At 63.8% G+C, this 13,181-nt stretch carries 11 protein-coding genes; 2 read left to right on the top strand and 9 right to left on the bottom strand.

Annotated elements, in window-relative coordinates:
* Nucleotides 1-6 precede the first annotated feature (6 nt).
* The 8 genes from K1X15_RS16315 to K1X15_RS16280 all read right to left on the bottom strand — a co-directional run bounded on the left by K1X15_RS16315 (nucleotide 7) and on the right by K1X15_RS16280 (nucleotide 9,302).
* On the bottom strand, nucleotides 7-468 hold the full coding sequence (locus tag K1X15_RS16315; protein ID WP_220304652.1) for a chemotaxis protein CheW: 462 nt from the start codon (nucleotides 466-468) through the stop codon (nucleotides 7-9).
* 10 nt (nucleotides 469-478) lie between these two features.
* Nucleotides 479-2,317: a methyl-accepting chemotaxis protein gene (locus K1X15_RS16310; protein WP_220304651.1), complete on the bottom strand. Its 1,839-nt coding sequence runs from the start codon at nucleotides 2,315-2,317 to the stop codon at nucleotides 479-481.
* Between the two features lie 71 nt (nucleotides 2,318-2,388).
* Entirely contained in the window at nucleotides 2,389-4,482 is a 2,094-nt protein-coding gene (locus tag K1X15_RS16305; protein ID WP_240549527.1) for a HAMP domain-containing methyl-accepting chemotaxis protein, read from the bottom strand.
* On the bottom strand, nucleotides 4,479-4,988 hold the full coding sequence (locus K1X15_RS16300; RefSeq protein WP_240549526.1) for a chemotaxis protein CheW: 510 nt from the start codon (nucleotides 4,986-4,988) through the stop codon (nucleotides 4,479-4,481). Before K1X15_RS16300 ends, K1X15_RS16305 begins: the two co-directional genes overlap by 4 nt.
* The gene (locus tag K1X15_RS16295; RefSeq protein WP_220304650.1) at nucleotides 4,985-7,060 is read right to left on the bottom strand and encodes a chemotaxis protein CheA; all 2,076 of its coding nucleotides are present in this window, start codon (nucleotides 7,058-7,060) and stop codon (nucleotides 4,985-4,987) included. Before K1X15_RS16295 ends, K1X15_RS16300 begins: the two co-directional genes overlap by 4 nt.
* A complete protein-coding gene (locus K1X15_RS16290; protein WP_220304649.1) occupies nucleotides 7,057-7,425 on the bottom strand; it encodes a response regulator in 369 nt (122 codons plus the stop codon). Before K1X15_RS16290 ends, K1X15_RS16295 begins: the two co-directional genes overlap by 4 nt.
* A 2-nt stretch (nucleotides 7,426-7,427) precedes the next feature.
* Complete coding sequence (locus K1X15_RS16285; RefSeq protein WP_220304648.1) at nucleotides 7,428-7,757, bottom strand: STAS domain-containing protein; 330 nt, start codon at nucleotides 7,755-7,757, stop codon at nucleotides 7,428-7,430.
* Nucleotides 7,758-8,252: 495 nt separating this feature from the next.
* Entirely contained in the window at nucleotides 8,253-9,302 is a 1,050-nt protein-coding gene (locus K1X15_RS16280) for an HD domain-containing phosphohydrolase (protein ID WP_220304647.1), read from the bottom strand.
* Between the two features lie 155 nt (nucleotides 9,303-9,457).
* Here K1X15_RS16280 and K1X15_RS16275 point away from each other — a divergent pair, with 155 nt between their 5' ends.
* Nucleotides 9,458-10,678, top strand: coding sequence for a TIGR03862 family flavoprotein (locus K1X15_RS16275; RefSeq protein WP_220304646.1), 1,221 nt, complete (start codon nucleotides 9,458-9,460; stop codon nucleotides 10,676-10,678).
* The gene (locus K1X15_RS16270) at nucleotides 10,665-11,411 is read left to right on the top strand and encodes an SDR family NAD(P)-dependent oxidoreductase (RefSeq protein WP_220304645.1); all 747 of its coding nucleotides are present in this window, start codon (nucleotides 10,665-10,667) and stop codon (nucleotides 11,409-11,411) included. Before K1X15_RS16275 ends, K1X15_RS16270 begins: the two co-directional genes overlap by 14 nt.
* On the opposite strand, the gene K1X15_RS16265 is transcribed toward K1X15_RS16270, so the two are convergent.
* Entirely contained in the window at nucleotides 11,405-12,379 is a 975-nt protein-coding gene (locus K1X15_RS16265; RefSeq protein WP_220304644.1) for a cation diffusion facilitator family transporter, read from the bottom strand. The two genes, K1X15_RS16270 and K1X15_RS16265, sit on opposite strands and share 7 nt — an antisense overlap.
* Nucleotides 12,380-13,181: the final 802 nt, after the last annotated feature.

Here is a 13,181-nt window from a genome sequence, read left to right as displayed (position 1 = left end):
GGCTTGTCAGGCAGCCAGGCCCAGGCGGGCCGTGTCGGCCAGCAGCCGATCGAGGTCGAGCACGGTCACGAAGCGGCCGTTGCGCCGGCCGATGCCCTGGATGCAGTGGCCGCTCCAGCTGGCGCTGATGCTGGGCGGAGGGTCGAGGTCCTCGCTGTCGAGCACGGTGACTTCGAACACCCGGTCGGCCCTGAGGCCGACGGTCAGGGCGCCCTCGGGGCCGTTGACCGAGAGCACTACAATGCGCGTGTTCTCGGTGTCCGGCGCCGCCTCGATCCCGAGGGTCTGGCGCAGGTCGAGCACGGGGACCCCTTCGCCCCGCACGTCGATCATGCCCAGAAGGTTGTCGGGCGCCCGGGGCAGGCGGGCGATGGGCCGCATGTCCAGAATTTCCTGCACCTTGGTGACGGGTGCCGCGAAGAGTTCGTCGGCGACACCCAGAGTGACATATTGGGAGAGCTCAGACATGGCGTGTTTCCTATGCCGCCCCGCGGCGCGTGAAGTCTGCATCCAGCTCGTCCGGACCCTCGTCGAGCGCGATGTCGAAGCCACCACCGGCTTCCTTGGCAGCGCCGCGGGCCCGGGCGGGTTTGCCCTTCTTCATGTGCGGCGCCTTGGCCAGTACGGCCTCCCGCAGGTCGGGCGCTGAGGTCGGCGGTGTCGCGAGCTGCCGGACCCTTTCGCCACTGATGCGGAAGTAGCTGATGGCGGCCTGGAGCTGTTCGGCCTGGCTGGCCAGTTCCTCGGAGGTCGCCGACATCTGCTCGGCGGCCGACGTATTCTGCTGGGTCACCTTGTCGAGCTGCTGGATGGCGGTGTTGATCTGGGCGGCACCGGCATTCTGCTCGCGACTTCCGGCGGAGATTTCTTCCACCAGTTCGGCCGTACGCTGGATGTCGGGCACCAGCTTGCCGAGCATTTCGCCAGCCGACTGGGCGGCCTTGACCGTGGTGCCCGAGAGGGTCGAAATTTCGGCGGCGGCAGCCTGACTGCGTTCGGCGAGCTTGCGCACTTCCGAGGCGACCACGGCAAAGCCGCGACCGTGTTCGCCGGCGCGGGCTGCTTCCACCGCAGCGTTGAGCGCGAGCAGGTCGGTCTGGCGGGCGATTTCCTGCACCACCATGATCTTCTCGGCGATGGTCTGCATCGCCTCGACCGCATTGTTCACCGCTTCGCCCGAGGCGATCGCATCGGCCGCGGACTTACGCGCGATCTTCTCGGTCTGGCTGGCGTTGTCGGCCGATTGCTTGATAGTGGCGGCCATTTCTTCCATCGAAGCCGAGGCTTCTTCAGTCGAGGAGGCCTGTTCGGTGGCGCCCTGGCTCAGCTGTTCGGCAGTGGCCGACATTTCCTGGGAGCCTCCGGCGACATTTCGGGCTGCCGCAATGGCATCGCCAACGACTTCGCTGAGTTTCACCACCATGCGCTGAAGTGCGATTCCCAGCGTGTCTTTGTCGGACAGAGGCTCCACATGCACGGTCAGGTCGCCATCGGCAATCTGGTCGGCAATGGTCGCAGTGGCCCTCAGATTGGCGGTCATGGCATTGAGCGCATCGACGAGATCCTTGACCTCGTCGGCCGAGGTCACTGTCGCGGTCGCGTTGACGTCCCCAAGGGCGACGGCATTGGCCAAGCTAATGGCGGAGGCCAAATTGCGCTTAATTCCGTTTGTGATGAACACCACAACGGCTACGGCGAAAGCGGTCACCAGCACGCTGACGCCGATGATCAACCAATTGAGTGTATTGAACAGCGCCGCGCCTTCGCTACGCAACTGCTGGGCCGCCTCGAGCTGGTAGTGAATAAGCTCAGAGAGGGACTCGGTTGTTGGATCGATGGCGGGGAACATCGTTGTTGAGATGAACTGGTCCAGCGCCGTGGCATTGCGAGTGCGTAGGATGGAGTTGAACTCTTCTATGGCCGAATCGGCATTCACCATGGCTGACTTGACAGTCTCGGCAATTTCACCCTCGCGCTCGGTAAGATGCGTGCCAAGGAAGTCGGTCCAATGTTCATCGATGGTCTCTTGGGCATCCTGAACGCTGAGAGCTGCCTCACTCCAATCCAGGGTGCCGCCATTCAGCTTGTAGGCCGTGTCGACGACCTTGATCGCATAGGCATCCGAAACTTGCTTGAGCTGTTCCAGCGGTACGACGCGGTCGTCGTAGATGGAGGTCATGGAATCGGCCATGGTGCTCATGCCGAAATAACCGACGCCGCCGACAATGCCGGCGATGGCGATGCTGGATGCCAATTGAATGGCGAGAATCTTGGCCGCAATCGAGCGGAATAGCGGACGGCGTTCGCGAGTGCTCATGGTGTCAACCTTCTGGTTTTGAGGAAGCCGGCCGCCTTCATGGCGGCCGGCGGTGGCGCGTGCTATCTGGATCAGGCGGCGCCGCGACGGGTGAAGTCACCGTCTAGATCGTCACCGGCGTCGCCCATATCGAGGTCGAAGCCGCCGCCATTGCCCGCCTTTGGCTTGGCCTTGCCGGGCTTGCGCGGGTTCATATGCGGAGCCTTGGCCAGGATCTGGGCCCTGATGTCGGGCTTGCCGGCCGTCTCATTGGCGGGCATCGAGAGGCTCGATGCGTCGATCCGGAAGTAGCTGATGGCGGCCTGGAGCTGTTCGGCCTGGCTGGCCAGTTCCTCGGAGGTGGCCGACATCTCTTCGGCAGCCGAGGTGTTCTGCTGGGTCACCTTGTCGAGCTGCTGGATAGCCGTGTTGATCTGCGCGGCACCCGCATTCTGCTCCCGCGAGCCGGCCGAGATTTCCTCGACCAGTTCGGCGGTGCGCTGGATATCGGGCACGAGCTTGCCGAGCATCTCGCCAGCCGACTGGGCAGCCTTGACCGTGGTGCCCGAGAGGGTCGAGATTTCGGCGGCGGCAGCCTGGCTGCGTTCGGCCAGCTTGCGCACTTCCGAGGCCACCACGGCAAAGCCGCGGCCATGTTCGCCGGCGCGGGCCGCTTCCACCGCGGCGTTGAGGGCGAGGAGGTCGGTCTGGCGGGCAATCTCCTGCACCACCATGATCTTTTCGGCGATGGTCTGCATGGCCGAGACGGCGTTGTTGACCGCTTCACCCGAGGCGATCGCGTCGGCAGCGGACTGGCGGGCGATCTTCTCGGTCTGGCTGGCATTGTCGGCCGACTGCTTGATGGTGGAGGCCATTTCTTCCATCGAGGCCGAAGCCTCTTCGGTCGAGGAGGCCTGTTCGGTGGCGCCCTGGCTCAGTTGTTCGGCGGTGGCCGACATTTCCTGGGACCCAGCGGCGACATTGCGGGTGGCGCTGGTCACTTCGGTCACCACTTCGCGCAGCTTGGCGGTCATGGCGTTGAGGGTCTTGATGAGGTCGCCGACCTCGTCGTCACCCTTGATCACGGCGGTGGCGGAGAGGTTGCCCCCCGCGACCTCTTCGGCAAGGCGCGCAGCACTGGAGAGGGCACGGGAGATCGATAGCACGATCCATGTGGCGGCGATGGCGGCGATAAGCACGGAAGCTACGAGAATGCCGATCAAAAGCATGCGGCTTTGCTCGTACATGGCGTTGGATTCTGCGACAGTGTCGGCAAGGAGTTGGTCGTTCCGCTCGACAATTCCGTCGACCAATGCGGAAATCTCGCGACGGACCGGGGCCGCCTGAGTATCGCTGATCTGGCCAGTCACGAAATCCGAACGCTGGACCGACAATTCATTGCCCGCCTGCATGGCATCGATCATTGCATTGATCGAGTTTCGGACCTGATTGATCGTCTCCTGCTCGGAAGGCCCGAGCAAACGCGCAAGCCGGTCGACAGCCGGGGTCAGGCCCTCTACTGCGGCGCCAAAATCGTTGAGCCATTCGGACTGCTTTTCTGGATTTTTGGAGGCGAGCAGAACATTGCGGTGCTGCCGAAAGACGTCGCTGGCCATGAGGAACAGGTCGGTCGTTGCCTGATAGGCTTGCGTTGCGCCCGGGTCGCCTGCGCTCAGGCGAGACGACAGGTTCTGGCGAAGTGCGCCGAGTGTCTCTTCGACGGCAGTTACCGCGGCGCTGCCTTGCGTCGTGGTCAAAGCAAAGGCCTTCGCATCGGTCAGCTTCACCGCCTCGTTCTGCATGTGGTCGACGGCGGTCCGGTATGTGGCTAGCTTCTGAACGATGGATTGCATGTCCGTATTTGATGCGGCAATCGAGAAGGTGCCCTGCAGGTTCTCCGCCACGGACGTTATACTTGACAGGCGCTCGTCCATACCGGTGATCGTCGCTTCAAGTTCGCTGATGTCCTGCGAAGTGATCAGGCGCTCCGCGTCAGTGGCCATGCGCATCATGTCGTACTGCATGCCCTTGAGCACCAGCGAGCGCTCGACCGGGCCGTTGACGATGCGGCCCATTTCGGTGTTGAGCGTGCCCAGGTTCTGAAGGGCCATGAACATGCTGGCGCCCGACAGGGCAACCACGGTCGTGAACACGGCCGCCAGTTTTGTCTTGATTGTCAGTCTCACGATGCAGACCTTTCTTCTGATGCTGCGACGGGTGCGTTTCTTGCGCCCGGTGTTTCGAAAATGCGTTCCATGTTCGGAATGATGATGAAGCCGCCATTGCGCTTGCCGATGCCCTTGATGAATTCGGGGCGCCAGCGCATGCCAACCTTGGGGGCTTCCTCGATGGAGGCGGCTTCGATGTCGGTGACGTCATGTACCTTGTCGGCGAGGATGCCGGCGATGGTGGGCTCACCATCCATGTCGACCTCCATAACCACGATGCGGGTATCCTCGTCCGGCTCTGGCCGATTCATGCCGAACATCACCCGCAGGTCGGCCAGGGGCACGACGCGGCCGCGCACATTGATCAGCCCGCCCACGAAGTCGGGTGCGTTGGGCACTTCGGTGATGGGGACGAGATCGAGAATTTCGCGCACCCTGCCGGCCTCGACCGCGAAGAGTTCGTCGTCGAGCCTTATGGTCAGCGCCGTCATGGACAATGGCTGATGGTCCTGGGGTTCGCTCATGCGGCCCTCCCGGTGATGTTGCGGTCGACATAGGACTGGCCGGCGGCCACCAGGTGAGCAGTGTCGAGGATCAGCGCCACAGTGCCGTCGCCCAGAATGGTGGCACCCGAGAATGACTTGATGCCCGAATGCAGCTTGGAGAGCTGTTTGATGACCGTCTGGTTGTTACCAATGATCTGGTCGACCACCAGGCCGACCCGGCCTTCGCCGGAGGAGACGATCACTACCTTCTGGTGCGGTTCGGGTTCCGCCGCGGTGCCGAACACCTCGCGTAGCCTGAGATAGGGTACCAGGGCCCCGCGGATATCGAGGAAGTTGCGGCCCTTGGCATGGGCTTCTATGCCTTCAGGCAGCTCCACGCATTCCTCGACCGCGGCCAGCGGAATGGTGTAGCGGCCATTACCGACCCGCACGAGCATGCCATCGATGATGGCAAGGGTGAGGGGCAGGCGGAGCGTCATGGTCGACCCCTCGCCGGGCTTGCTGGTTACATCGATCGTGCCGCGCAGCCCATCGATCGTGCGCTTGACCACGTCCATGCCCACGCCTCGGCCGGAGAGCGAGGTGACTTCCTTGGCGGTGGAGAAGCCCGGCGCAAAGATCAGGTGGTGCAGTTCCTGCTCGGTGAGCTTGGCGTCCGGCGCAATCAGCCCGTTCTCCTCGGCCTTGGCCCGGATGCGGGCCGTGTCGAGGCCAGCCCCGTCATCGGTGACCGAAATCGCCACTTCTGCCCCGGAATAGACGGCCGAGAGCCGCACGACGCCCTTGGGCGGCTTGCCGGCGGCGGCTCGTTTCTCGGCGCTTTCGAGGCCATGATCGACCGAATTGCGGATGAGATGCACCAGCGGATCGGCAAGGCGCTCGATCATGGTCTTGTCGAGCTCGGTGTCCTCGCCGGCGGTGATGAACTCGATGGGCTTGCCCAGCTCGCCCGAGAGATCGTGGATCAGGCGCCGGAAGCGGCTGAAGAGGGTTCCGATGGGGACCATGCGGATGCCCATTGTGGTATCGCGAAGGCCCGATGAGAGGCGTTCGAGTTCCTCGGCAATGGTCTTGAGTGCCGTGTCGGAGCTCAATCCGGCAATCTGGCTCAGCCGCGCCTGGGCGATGACCAGTTCGCCGACCCGGTCCATCAACTCGTCCAGCCGCTCGGCCGGGACGCGCAGGGAGGAGGCTGCGGCCCGGTCGGCGGTGTCGGCCCCGGCGCCCTGCCTGGGCTTTGGGGTCGGAGACTGGGCGGCGAGGGTCGCCGCAGTGGGGGCGGGCTCTGGTGCAGAAGACGCTTCGGACAGGGCGTCCGGTTCCCCGTCGGGTTCGGCCTGGGCATCGGTTTCGGTCCGCTCATCGAGCCGGGTCAGCGTCAGTTCCATGGTGTCGCGCAGGAACAGGAAGACGTCATCAATGGCCGCGGTCGGGTCGACCGCCTCGATATCGACGCGCCATCCGACATGCGGTGTTTCAGGGTCGAGGACATCAAGAGCCGGGATGCGGTCGGTCAGGGCGGTCACCCTGGTCGGTCCGATTTCGGCCAGTTCTTCGAGCAGCAGGGCAGGATTGGTGCCGTAGATCAGCGCATCGGCGGGCAGGTAGAACTCCAGTCGCCAGATCGCGGTCGCTGCTGGTGGCGGCGGTGGCGCATCGGCGGCCTTGGTAGTCTTTGCCTTCGCCTTTGGCTTGACCGGCGTCTCGGTGTCGACAGGGCCACCGGCGATGATGCGACGCAGATGGGCGAGGATTTCATCACCGCCGCTGATCCGGTCCTCTGGGGCTTCGATCAGCCGGTGAATATGGTCCTTGGCGTCCAGCGCCACCTCGATCAGGGCTGAATTGGCCTTGGTCTGGCCCTTGCGTACCTGGTCGAAGGCTGTTTCGAACTCGTGGACGAATTCGGCCACGGCGGTGAAGCCGAACATGGCGCCCGAACCCTTGATGGTGTGCAGGGCGCGAAAGGTGGAATTGATGAGGTCGGCATTGGCGGGATCCTGCTCGAGATCGAGCAATCCGGCCTCGAGCTGGTCGAGCAGCTCGCGCGCCTCCTGGCGAAAGGTTTCCGTCGGATCGGAGATGTTCATGCGCCCGTCACCTTCTTGATGATAGCCAGCAGTTGATCCTGCTTGAAGGGTTTGACGATCCAGCCGGTGGCGCCGGCCTCCTTGGCCTGCCGCTTGAGGTCTTCGTCGGACTCCGTGGTCAGGAGGATGATCGGGATGCCCTTGGAGGACGGGTGCTGGCGATATTTCCTGATGAACTCGATGCCGTTGAGCACGGGCATGTTGAGGTCGGTCAGCACTGCATGAACGGTATTGGCGGTGGCCACTTCATAGCCCTCCTGACCGTTTCCGGCTTCGAGCACGTCCAGCCCGGCGCCGGTCAGGGTCATGGCCACCATCTGGCGTATGGAAGCGCTGTCGTCGATCGTCAGAATGGTCTTGGTCATGCTCAGTGTCCTGCTGGCTGATCTGAATCGGGGGACCAGAAGGATGCATGCTCCTGGTTGGGCGAAAGAAAGCCGGTCTGTTCCAGCGTGGCCTGCAAGGGCGCCCCCAAGGGCGCAAGCATGGTCAACCTGCCTTTCCGGGCAGCCGCCATTGCCGCGGCCGACAGCAGGGTCTGCACTGTCGTAACGTCAGCGGCCGACACCGTCTGCGTGTCGACGGCAATGTCTTTATGGTTCTCGACGGCTTCGAGCAGGCTGGCCGCAACGTTCTGCGCGGACTTGATACCTGCGTCGCCCGTCAGCACGAGCGTGTGGATACGTTCTTCGGTCATGAGCATGACCGGATACAAATGTGTGTGGATGACATTCTGTCTCTCTACCGCGAAGGACTAAGGGGAAGTCGGTAGGCGAAGTGGACTGGTGCGCTGCTGGTTCCGCTATGCTGTTTCTACTGCCAATCTGTTCGCCGTATTCCCATCCGGCTTACCTATATACTTGCAGTCTTTAGCTTAACCGTTGGTTACCTTCATTATTTTTATCGAAAATTTGATCGCGGCTTCCAAGTATTACCGAATTAAGTATTCGAATTAACAAATTCAACTGTACTGTTTTCCAGAGAGTCAATTGGAATCGCGGTCAACCCGATTCGAGTCGAGCGCGTTTGATTCAGAGTCGTTCGTGTTTGACTCGGAGTCGATTCGCATGGGCGTCATTGGCCATATTGTCTGATTCATTTGCGATCAGACGCGCAAAGAAGTCTAAAGCCTTGCTGGCGTCGCCTTGCGCGCGATAGGGCTCAAATAGCGGTTGCTTGGACGGAGGAAAAACTAGAAGCCGACGGCCTGGGGCTGTTCGGCCGGCTGCATGGTGGCGCAGATTTCCGGCCATTTGGTGCGGAAGGCGGCCACGCATTGGGGGTCGAAATGTGCGCCACTGCAACGGACGATCTCGGCATAGGCCTTTTCGATTGGCCATGCGGGCTTGTAGGGACGCTCGGAACACAAGGCGTCGAATACATCGGCGATGGCCACGATGCGGGCCTCGATTGGGATGTCAGTGCCCGAGAGACGGTCGGGATAGCCGGTGCCGTCCCATTTTTCGTGGTGGCTCTGGGCAATGAGTTCCGCAGTGCGGATCAAGTCCGAGCCGCCGCGCTCGAGAATGCGCGCGCCGATGGTGACATGCTCGCGCATGATCGCCATTTCTTCAGGCGTCAGCTTGCCCGGCTTGGACAGAATGGCGTCGGCTATGCCGATCTTGCCGATGTCGTGCAGGGGCGCGGCGAGGTAGATCATGCGGCAGCGGTCGGGTGGCAGGCCGATGCCCTCGCCGATCAGCTGGCTGATCTGGGCGACGCGTGAGACATGCTCGCCGGTATCGCCATCGCGATATTCGATGGCGCGGGCGAGGCGATAGATGATCTCTTCTTCGCGCGCCAGCAGATGGGCAGTGGCGCGTTCGACCTCGCGGGTCAGCCACTGGGCGCGATCGGCCAGTTCCACCTGGGCCTGGCGCAATGCGAGAAGATTGGACACCCGGGCCTGGAGTTCGATGGGGTCGAAGGGCTTGTGCAGGAAATCGGTGGCGCCGGCCTTGATGGCCTCGATGCGCACGGTCTTGTCGTGGTCAGAGGTGACCATGATGATCGGCACGATGCGGTAGGCCGGGCGTGAGCGCAGGGCGGCGGTGAAGGCGACACCGTCCATCTCGGGCATTATGTGATCGACGATGATCAGGTCGTATTGCTGGCCCTGGCACCATTCGAGCGCCTGCAGCGGATTGAGGCACAGTTCCACCTCGCCCATCACAGCCTCTTTGACGATGCTGCCGATCAGCGCCAGACTCGACCGGCTATCATCGACAATCAGCAAACGCATCGTCGGGCCCCCGCCTGCAACGGCAGGATCATAAGCGGGCATCCCTTAGGCGAAACTTAACAGGAATTGCGACGTTGCAACGGTTTGCTGGTCCGGGGGAGTGGTGACGCCCATCGGCATGCGCTATGGCCTTGGTGTGGCAGGTTGAGGACGGCATGACCCGGATTGCGATCATTGGCGGAGGCCCGGCCGGCCTGATGGCCGCCGAAGCGGCTGCGGGGCAGGGGGCCGAGGTGCATGTCTTCGAGGCCATGCCCACGGTTGGACGCAAGCTGCTGATGGCCGGCAAGTCTGGTCTCAACATCACCCATGCCGAAGACAGGGCCATGTTCGACACGCGCTATGGCACGGCGCGCGCGCTGTTGCAGGCCGCTCTTGATGCGTTTTCGGCGCAGGCCCTGCGGGACTGGTGCCAGGGGCTCGGCATCGAGACCTTTGTCGGCTCCTCCGGCCGGGTGTTTCCCAGGCAGATGAAGGCTTCGCCGCTGTTGCGGGCGTGGCTGGCTCGGCTCGGGACGCAGGGTGTTGCCCTGCACACACGGCATCGCTGGGTCGGGTTCGAAGCGGATGCGCTGGTGTTCGACACGCCATCCGGTCGCAAGGTCGAACGCTTCGACGCGGTGGTCCTGGCGCTGGGTGGCGCCAGCTGGCCCGAGCTTGGCTCGGACGCCGCCTGGGTGCCGAGGCTGGTAGAAATGGGCGTCCCGGTGGCGCCATTCCGACCGGCCAATTGCGGCTTCGAGACAGGCTGGAGCACCGTCTTTGCCGAGCGGTTTGCCGGAGAGCCCATCAAGGCGGTGGTTGCGACCAGCGATGCCGGGTCGCTGCTGGGCGAATTCGTAGTGAGCCAGTGGGGCATTGAAGGAAGTCTCGTCTATGCGCATTCCGCAGCGTTGCGGGATGCGCTGGAGCGGGACGGGCATGCGGCCCTGATGCTGGATCTCGCTCCCGGGCGCAGTCCCGAACGGCTGGCGCGGGACCTGGCGCGGCAGCCGGCCAAGGCGAGCTTTGCTAATCGCCTGCGCAAGGGTGCGGGCATTGACGGGGTGAAGCTCGGTTTGCTGCGTGAACTGATCCCGGACGCGGCGGGCCGGAATCCCGAGGAACTGGCGGGAATCCTGAAGGCGCTGCCGCTGCCGGTGGTGCGGCCGGGGGCGATCGAGCGGGCGATTTCGGTGGCCGGGGGGATTGCGTGGGACGGCGTGGATGAGAATTTCATGCTCACGGCCATGCCGGGTTTTTTCGTGGCCGGAGAGATGCTTGACTGGGAGGCGCCGACCGGTGGCTATCTGTTGACGGCCTGTTTTGCCACCGGCCGGATGGCGGGTCGAGCGGCGGCTGGCTGGGTCCTGGAGGGCGTTGATGAACAGAATTGATCTCGAAGGGCAAGTGGCCGTGGTGACCGGCGGCGCGCAGGGCCTGGGTCTTGCCATTGCCAACCGGCTCCGCGCCTCGGGCGCCCGCATAAGCCTGTGGGATCGCGACGCCGAAACGCTGGACAAGGCCGTGACGGCGCTGGGCCAGGGCGTGGCGCGGCAGGTGGTGGACGTCACCGATCTTGCGGGGCTGGAACAGGCCCATGCCGCGACCGAGGCGGATGTCGGGCCGGTGTCGATCCTCGTGCATTCAGCGGGCATTGCGGGCAATAATGCGACCCTGGACGCCTACGATCCCGCCGAATGGCGGCGCGTCATCGACATCAATCTCAATGGCACCTTCTATGTGAACCGCGTCGTGGTGCCGGGCATGAAGGCGCGCAATTATGGCCGCATCGTCAACATCGCCTCGATTGCCGGCAAGGAGGGCAATCCGACCGCGTCGGCCTATGCGGCGGCCAAGGCCGGGGTGATCGGCATGACCAAGTCGCTGGGCAAGGAACTGGCGAGCTATGACATCGCGGTCAATGCCATCACGCCGGCAACGGCCAAGACGCGCATTCTCGAGACGCTCAGCGACGATTTCATCACCTATATGCTCTCGCGCATCCCGCGTGGCCGCTTTCTTGAGGTCGAGGAGGCAGCCTCCATGGTGGCCTGGCTGGTCAGCCGGGAGAACAGCTTTACCACGGCCAGCGTCTTCGACCTTTCGGGCGGACGGGCGACCTATTGAGGCTGCGCGCCTGCGGCCGGACACCTTATGGTGTCTCCGTTCCAGTCGATCTCCACTGTGGCATGGCCGATATTGTGCTCGTGCTCAAGCCTATTCTTGACCGAAGCGGAGACAGCGGCCGGGTCGGCATTCGGGGCGAGGGCGATTTCGAGCGTCGCCATGGTCTGGCCGGAGGATAGCGACCACACATGGAGGTGGCCGGCCTTGGCCAGGCCTGGAATGCTGGCGCCCAGGTCGGCCTGAAGGCTCTCGATATCCACCCCGTCCGGGGCGCCCTCCATCAGGATGTTGAAGGTGCGCGTGAGCAGGGCCCAGGCGCTGCGGAGAATGAGCAGGCTCACCAGCACGGAGAGAATGGGATCGATGGGCATCCAGCCGGTCAGCCAGATGATGATGGCCGCGGCAATGGCGCCCACCGAACCAAGCAGGTCGCCGAGCACGTGCAAGAGCGCACCCTTGATGTTCACATGCTCCGCGTCGGCGCGCGAGAGAATGGCAAAGACCAGCAGGTTGACGCCGAGGCCGAGTATGGCGACCACGAACATCGGTCCGGCCAGCACGGCCTCGGGGCTAAAGAAGCGCTGGATCGCCTCATAGGCAATCCAGCCGACCAAGGCAAAGAGCGCCAGGGCATTGAGCAGGCCCGCCAGCACTTCGAGCCGCGAATAGCCAAAGCTGCGCCGGGCATCGGCCGGTCGCCGGCCCAGCCGGAACCCGAGCCAGGCCAGGAACAGGGCCACTGTATCGGTCAGCATGTGCCCGGCATCGGCAATCAGCGCCAGCGAGCCCGATAGATAGCCGCCGATCAGTTCGGCGACCATGAACCCGCCCGTCAGCAGTACGCCGATGAGCACTGCCCGCTCGTTGCCGGCGCTGACCGTGGGCGCGTGGCTGTGTCCGGCATGACCGTGGTCATGGCTGGGTTCGGCACCGTGCTGGTGGTCATGCGCGTGATCATGTTCGGGCAAGGATCGTCTCCCTTTGAGTGTACATATGAATATACATTCATATTAGGATGTCAAGGCGGGTGCCTTTCGGGGCAACGGCAGGGCGCGGGTGTGGTTCCAGGGCCGGGGCGTGGGCGCGGTTCCACGGCCGGGGGCGTGGGCGTTGAGGCGTGGCGGGGCAATTCGGTATTGGCAGGATTGCCGGCCCCATGGCCTTGCTCCCCCTTGGGGGGCGCGGGAGGGGTCTTTCGGTGCCTCTATGACCACCCCCACGCCAGCCCGGCCATTCGAGCACAGCCGCTCGGTCCTTCGTGGTGGGTTGGAGCCCTGAGAAAGGGCCACCCCCACCCAGCTTCCCCCCGAAGAGGGGGGGAGGCGTATGTCGCGTATGCCGCTTGATCTGCGAAGGCTCGGATGCGCTCCTCCTGTCAGAGGAAGGTTGGGGGGCTGCGACTTGTCCGTGCGGGGAAGCGAGGCCCGATTTCGACGCTCCCACCCCAACCAACCGAGCGCTGCTCTCATGGCCGTGTCCACTGACCCGGCTGCCCCGGGGCCGCGCCCTCGCTGCGCACCGCCTGCATGGCCCTCAAGGGGTGGGGCGACAGAACCGAACGCCGCGCGGACGGTGAGATGATCCGGCGCTGATGGCGGGCGTCAGCGTGGAAGGCTCCACTGGAGTGCTCGGTCCTTCGGGGAGGGTCGGAGCCCTGAGAAAGGGCCACCCCCACCCAGCCTCCCCCTGAAGAAGGGGGAGGCGTATGTCGCGTTTGTTGCTTGATCTGCGAAGGCTCCGATGCACTCCCCGTGTCCGGGGAAGGTTGGG

Origin of the sequence: Devosia salina (assembly GCF_019504385.1) — a bacterium.
Taxonomy (GTDB): Bacteria; Pseudomonadota; Alphaproteobacteria; order Rhizobiales; family Devosiaceae; genus Devosia; species Devosia salina.
The sequence above is the reverse complement of the archived record's forward strand: the minus strand, read 5'-3'. Positions and strand labels throughout refer to the sequence as shown.

What these genes read in the sequence shown, in the direction of transcription:
- K1X15_RS16315 (WP_220304652.1), bottom strand. Translation starts at nt 468, where the DNA reads ATGTCTGAGCTCTCCCAATATGTCACTCTGGGTGTCGCCGACGAACTC.
- K1X15_RS16310 (WP_220304651.1), bottom strand. Translation starts at nt 2,317, where the DNA reads ATGAGCACTCGCGAACGCCGTCCGCTATTCCGCTCGATTGCGGCCAAG.
- K1X15_RS16300 (WP_240549526.1), bottom strand. Translation starts at nt 4,988, where the DNA reads ATGAGCGAACCCCAGGACCATCAGCCATTGTCCATGACGGCGCTGACC.
- K1X15_RS16295 (WP_220304650.1), bottom strand. Translation starts at nt 7,060, where the DNA reads ATGAACATCTCCGATCCGACGGAAACCTTTCGCCAGGAGGCGCGCGAG.
- K1X15_RS16290 (WP_220304649.1), bottom strand. Translation starts at nt 7,425, where the DNA reads ATGACCAAGACCATTCTGACGATCGACGACAGCGCTTCCATACGCCAG.
- K1X15_RS16285 (WP_220304648.1), bottom strand. Translation starts at nt 7,757, where the DNA reads ATGACCGAAGAACGTATCCACACGCTCGTGCTGACGGGCGACGCAGGT.
- K1X15_RS16280 (WP_220304647.1), bottom strand. Translation starts at nt 9,302, where the DNA reads ATGCGTTTGCTGATTGTCGATGATAGCCGGTCGAGTCTGGCGCTGATC.
- K1X15_RS16275 (WP_220304646.1), top strand. Translation starts at nt 9,458, where the DNA reads ATGACCCGGATTGCGATCATTGGCGGAGGCCCGGCCGGCCTGATGGCC.
- K1X15_RS16270 (WP_220304645.1), top strand. Translation starts at nt 10,665, where the DNA reads ATGAACAGAATTGATCTCGAAGGGCAAGTGGCCGTGGTGACCGGCGGC.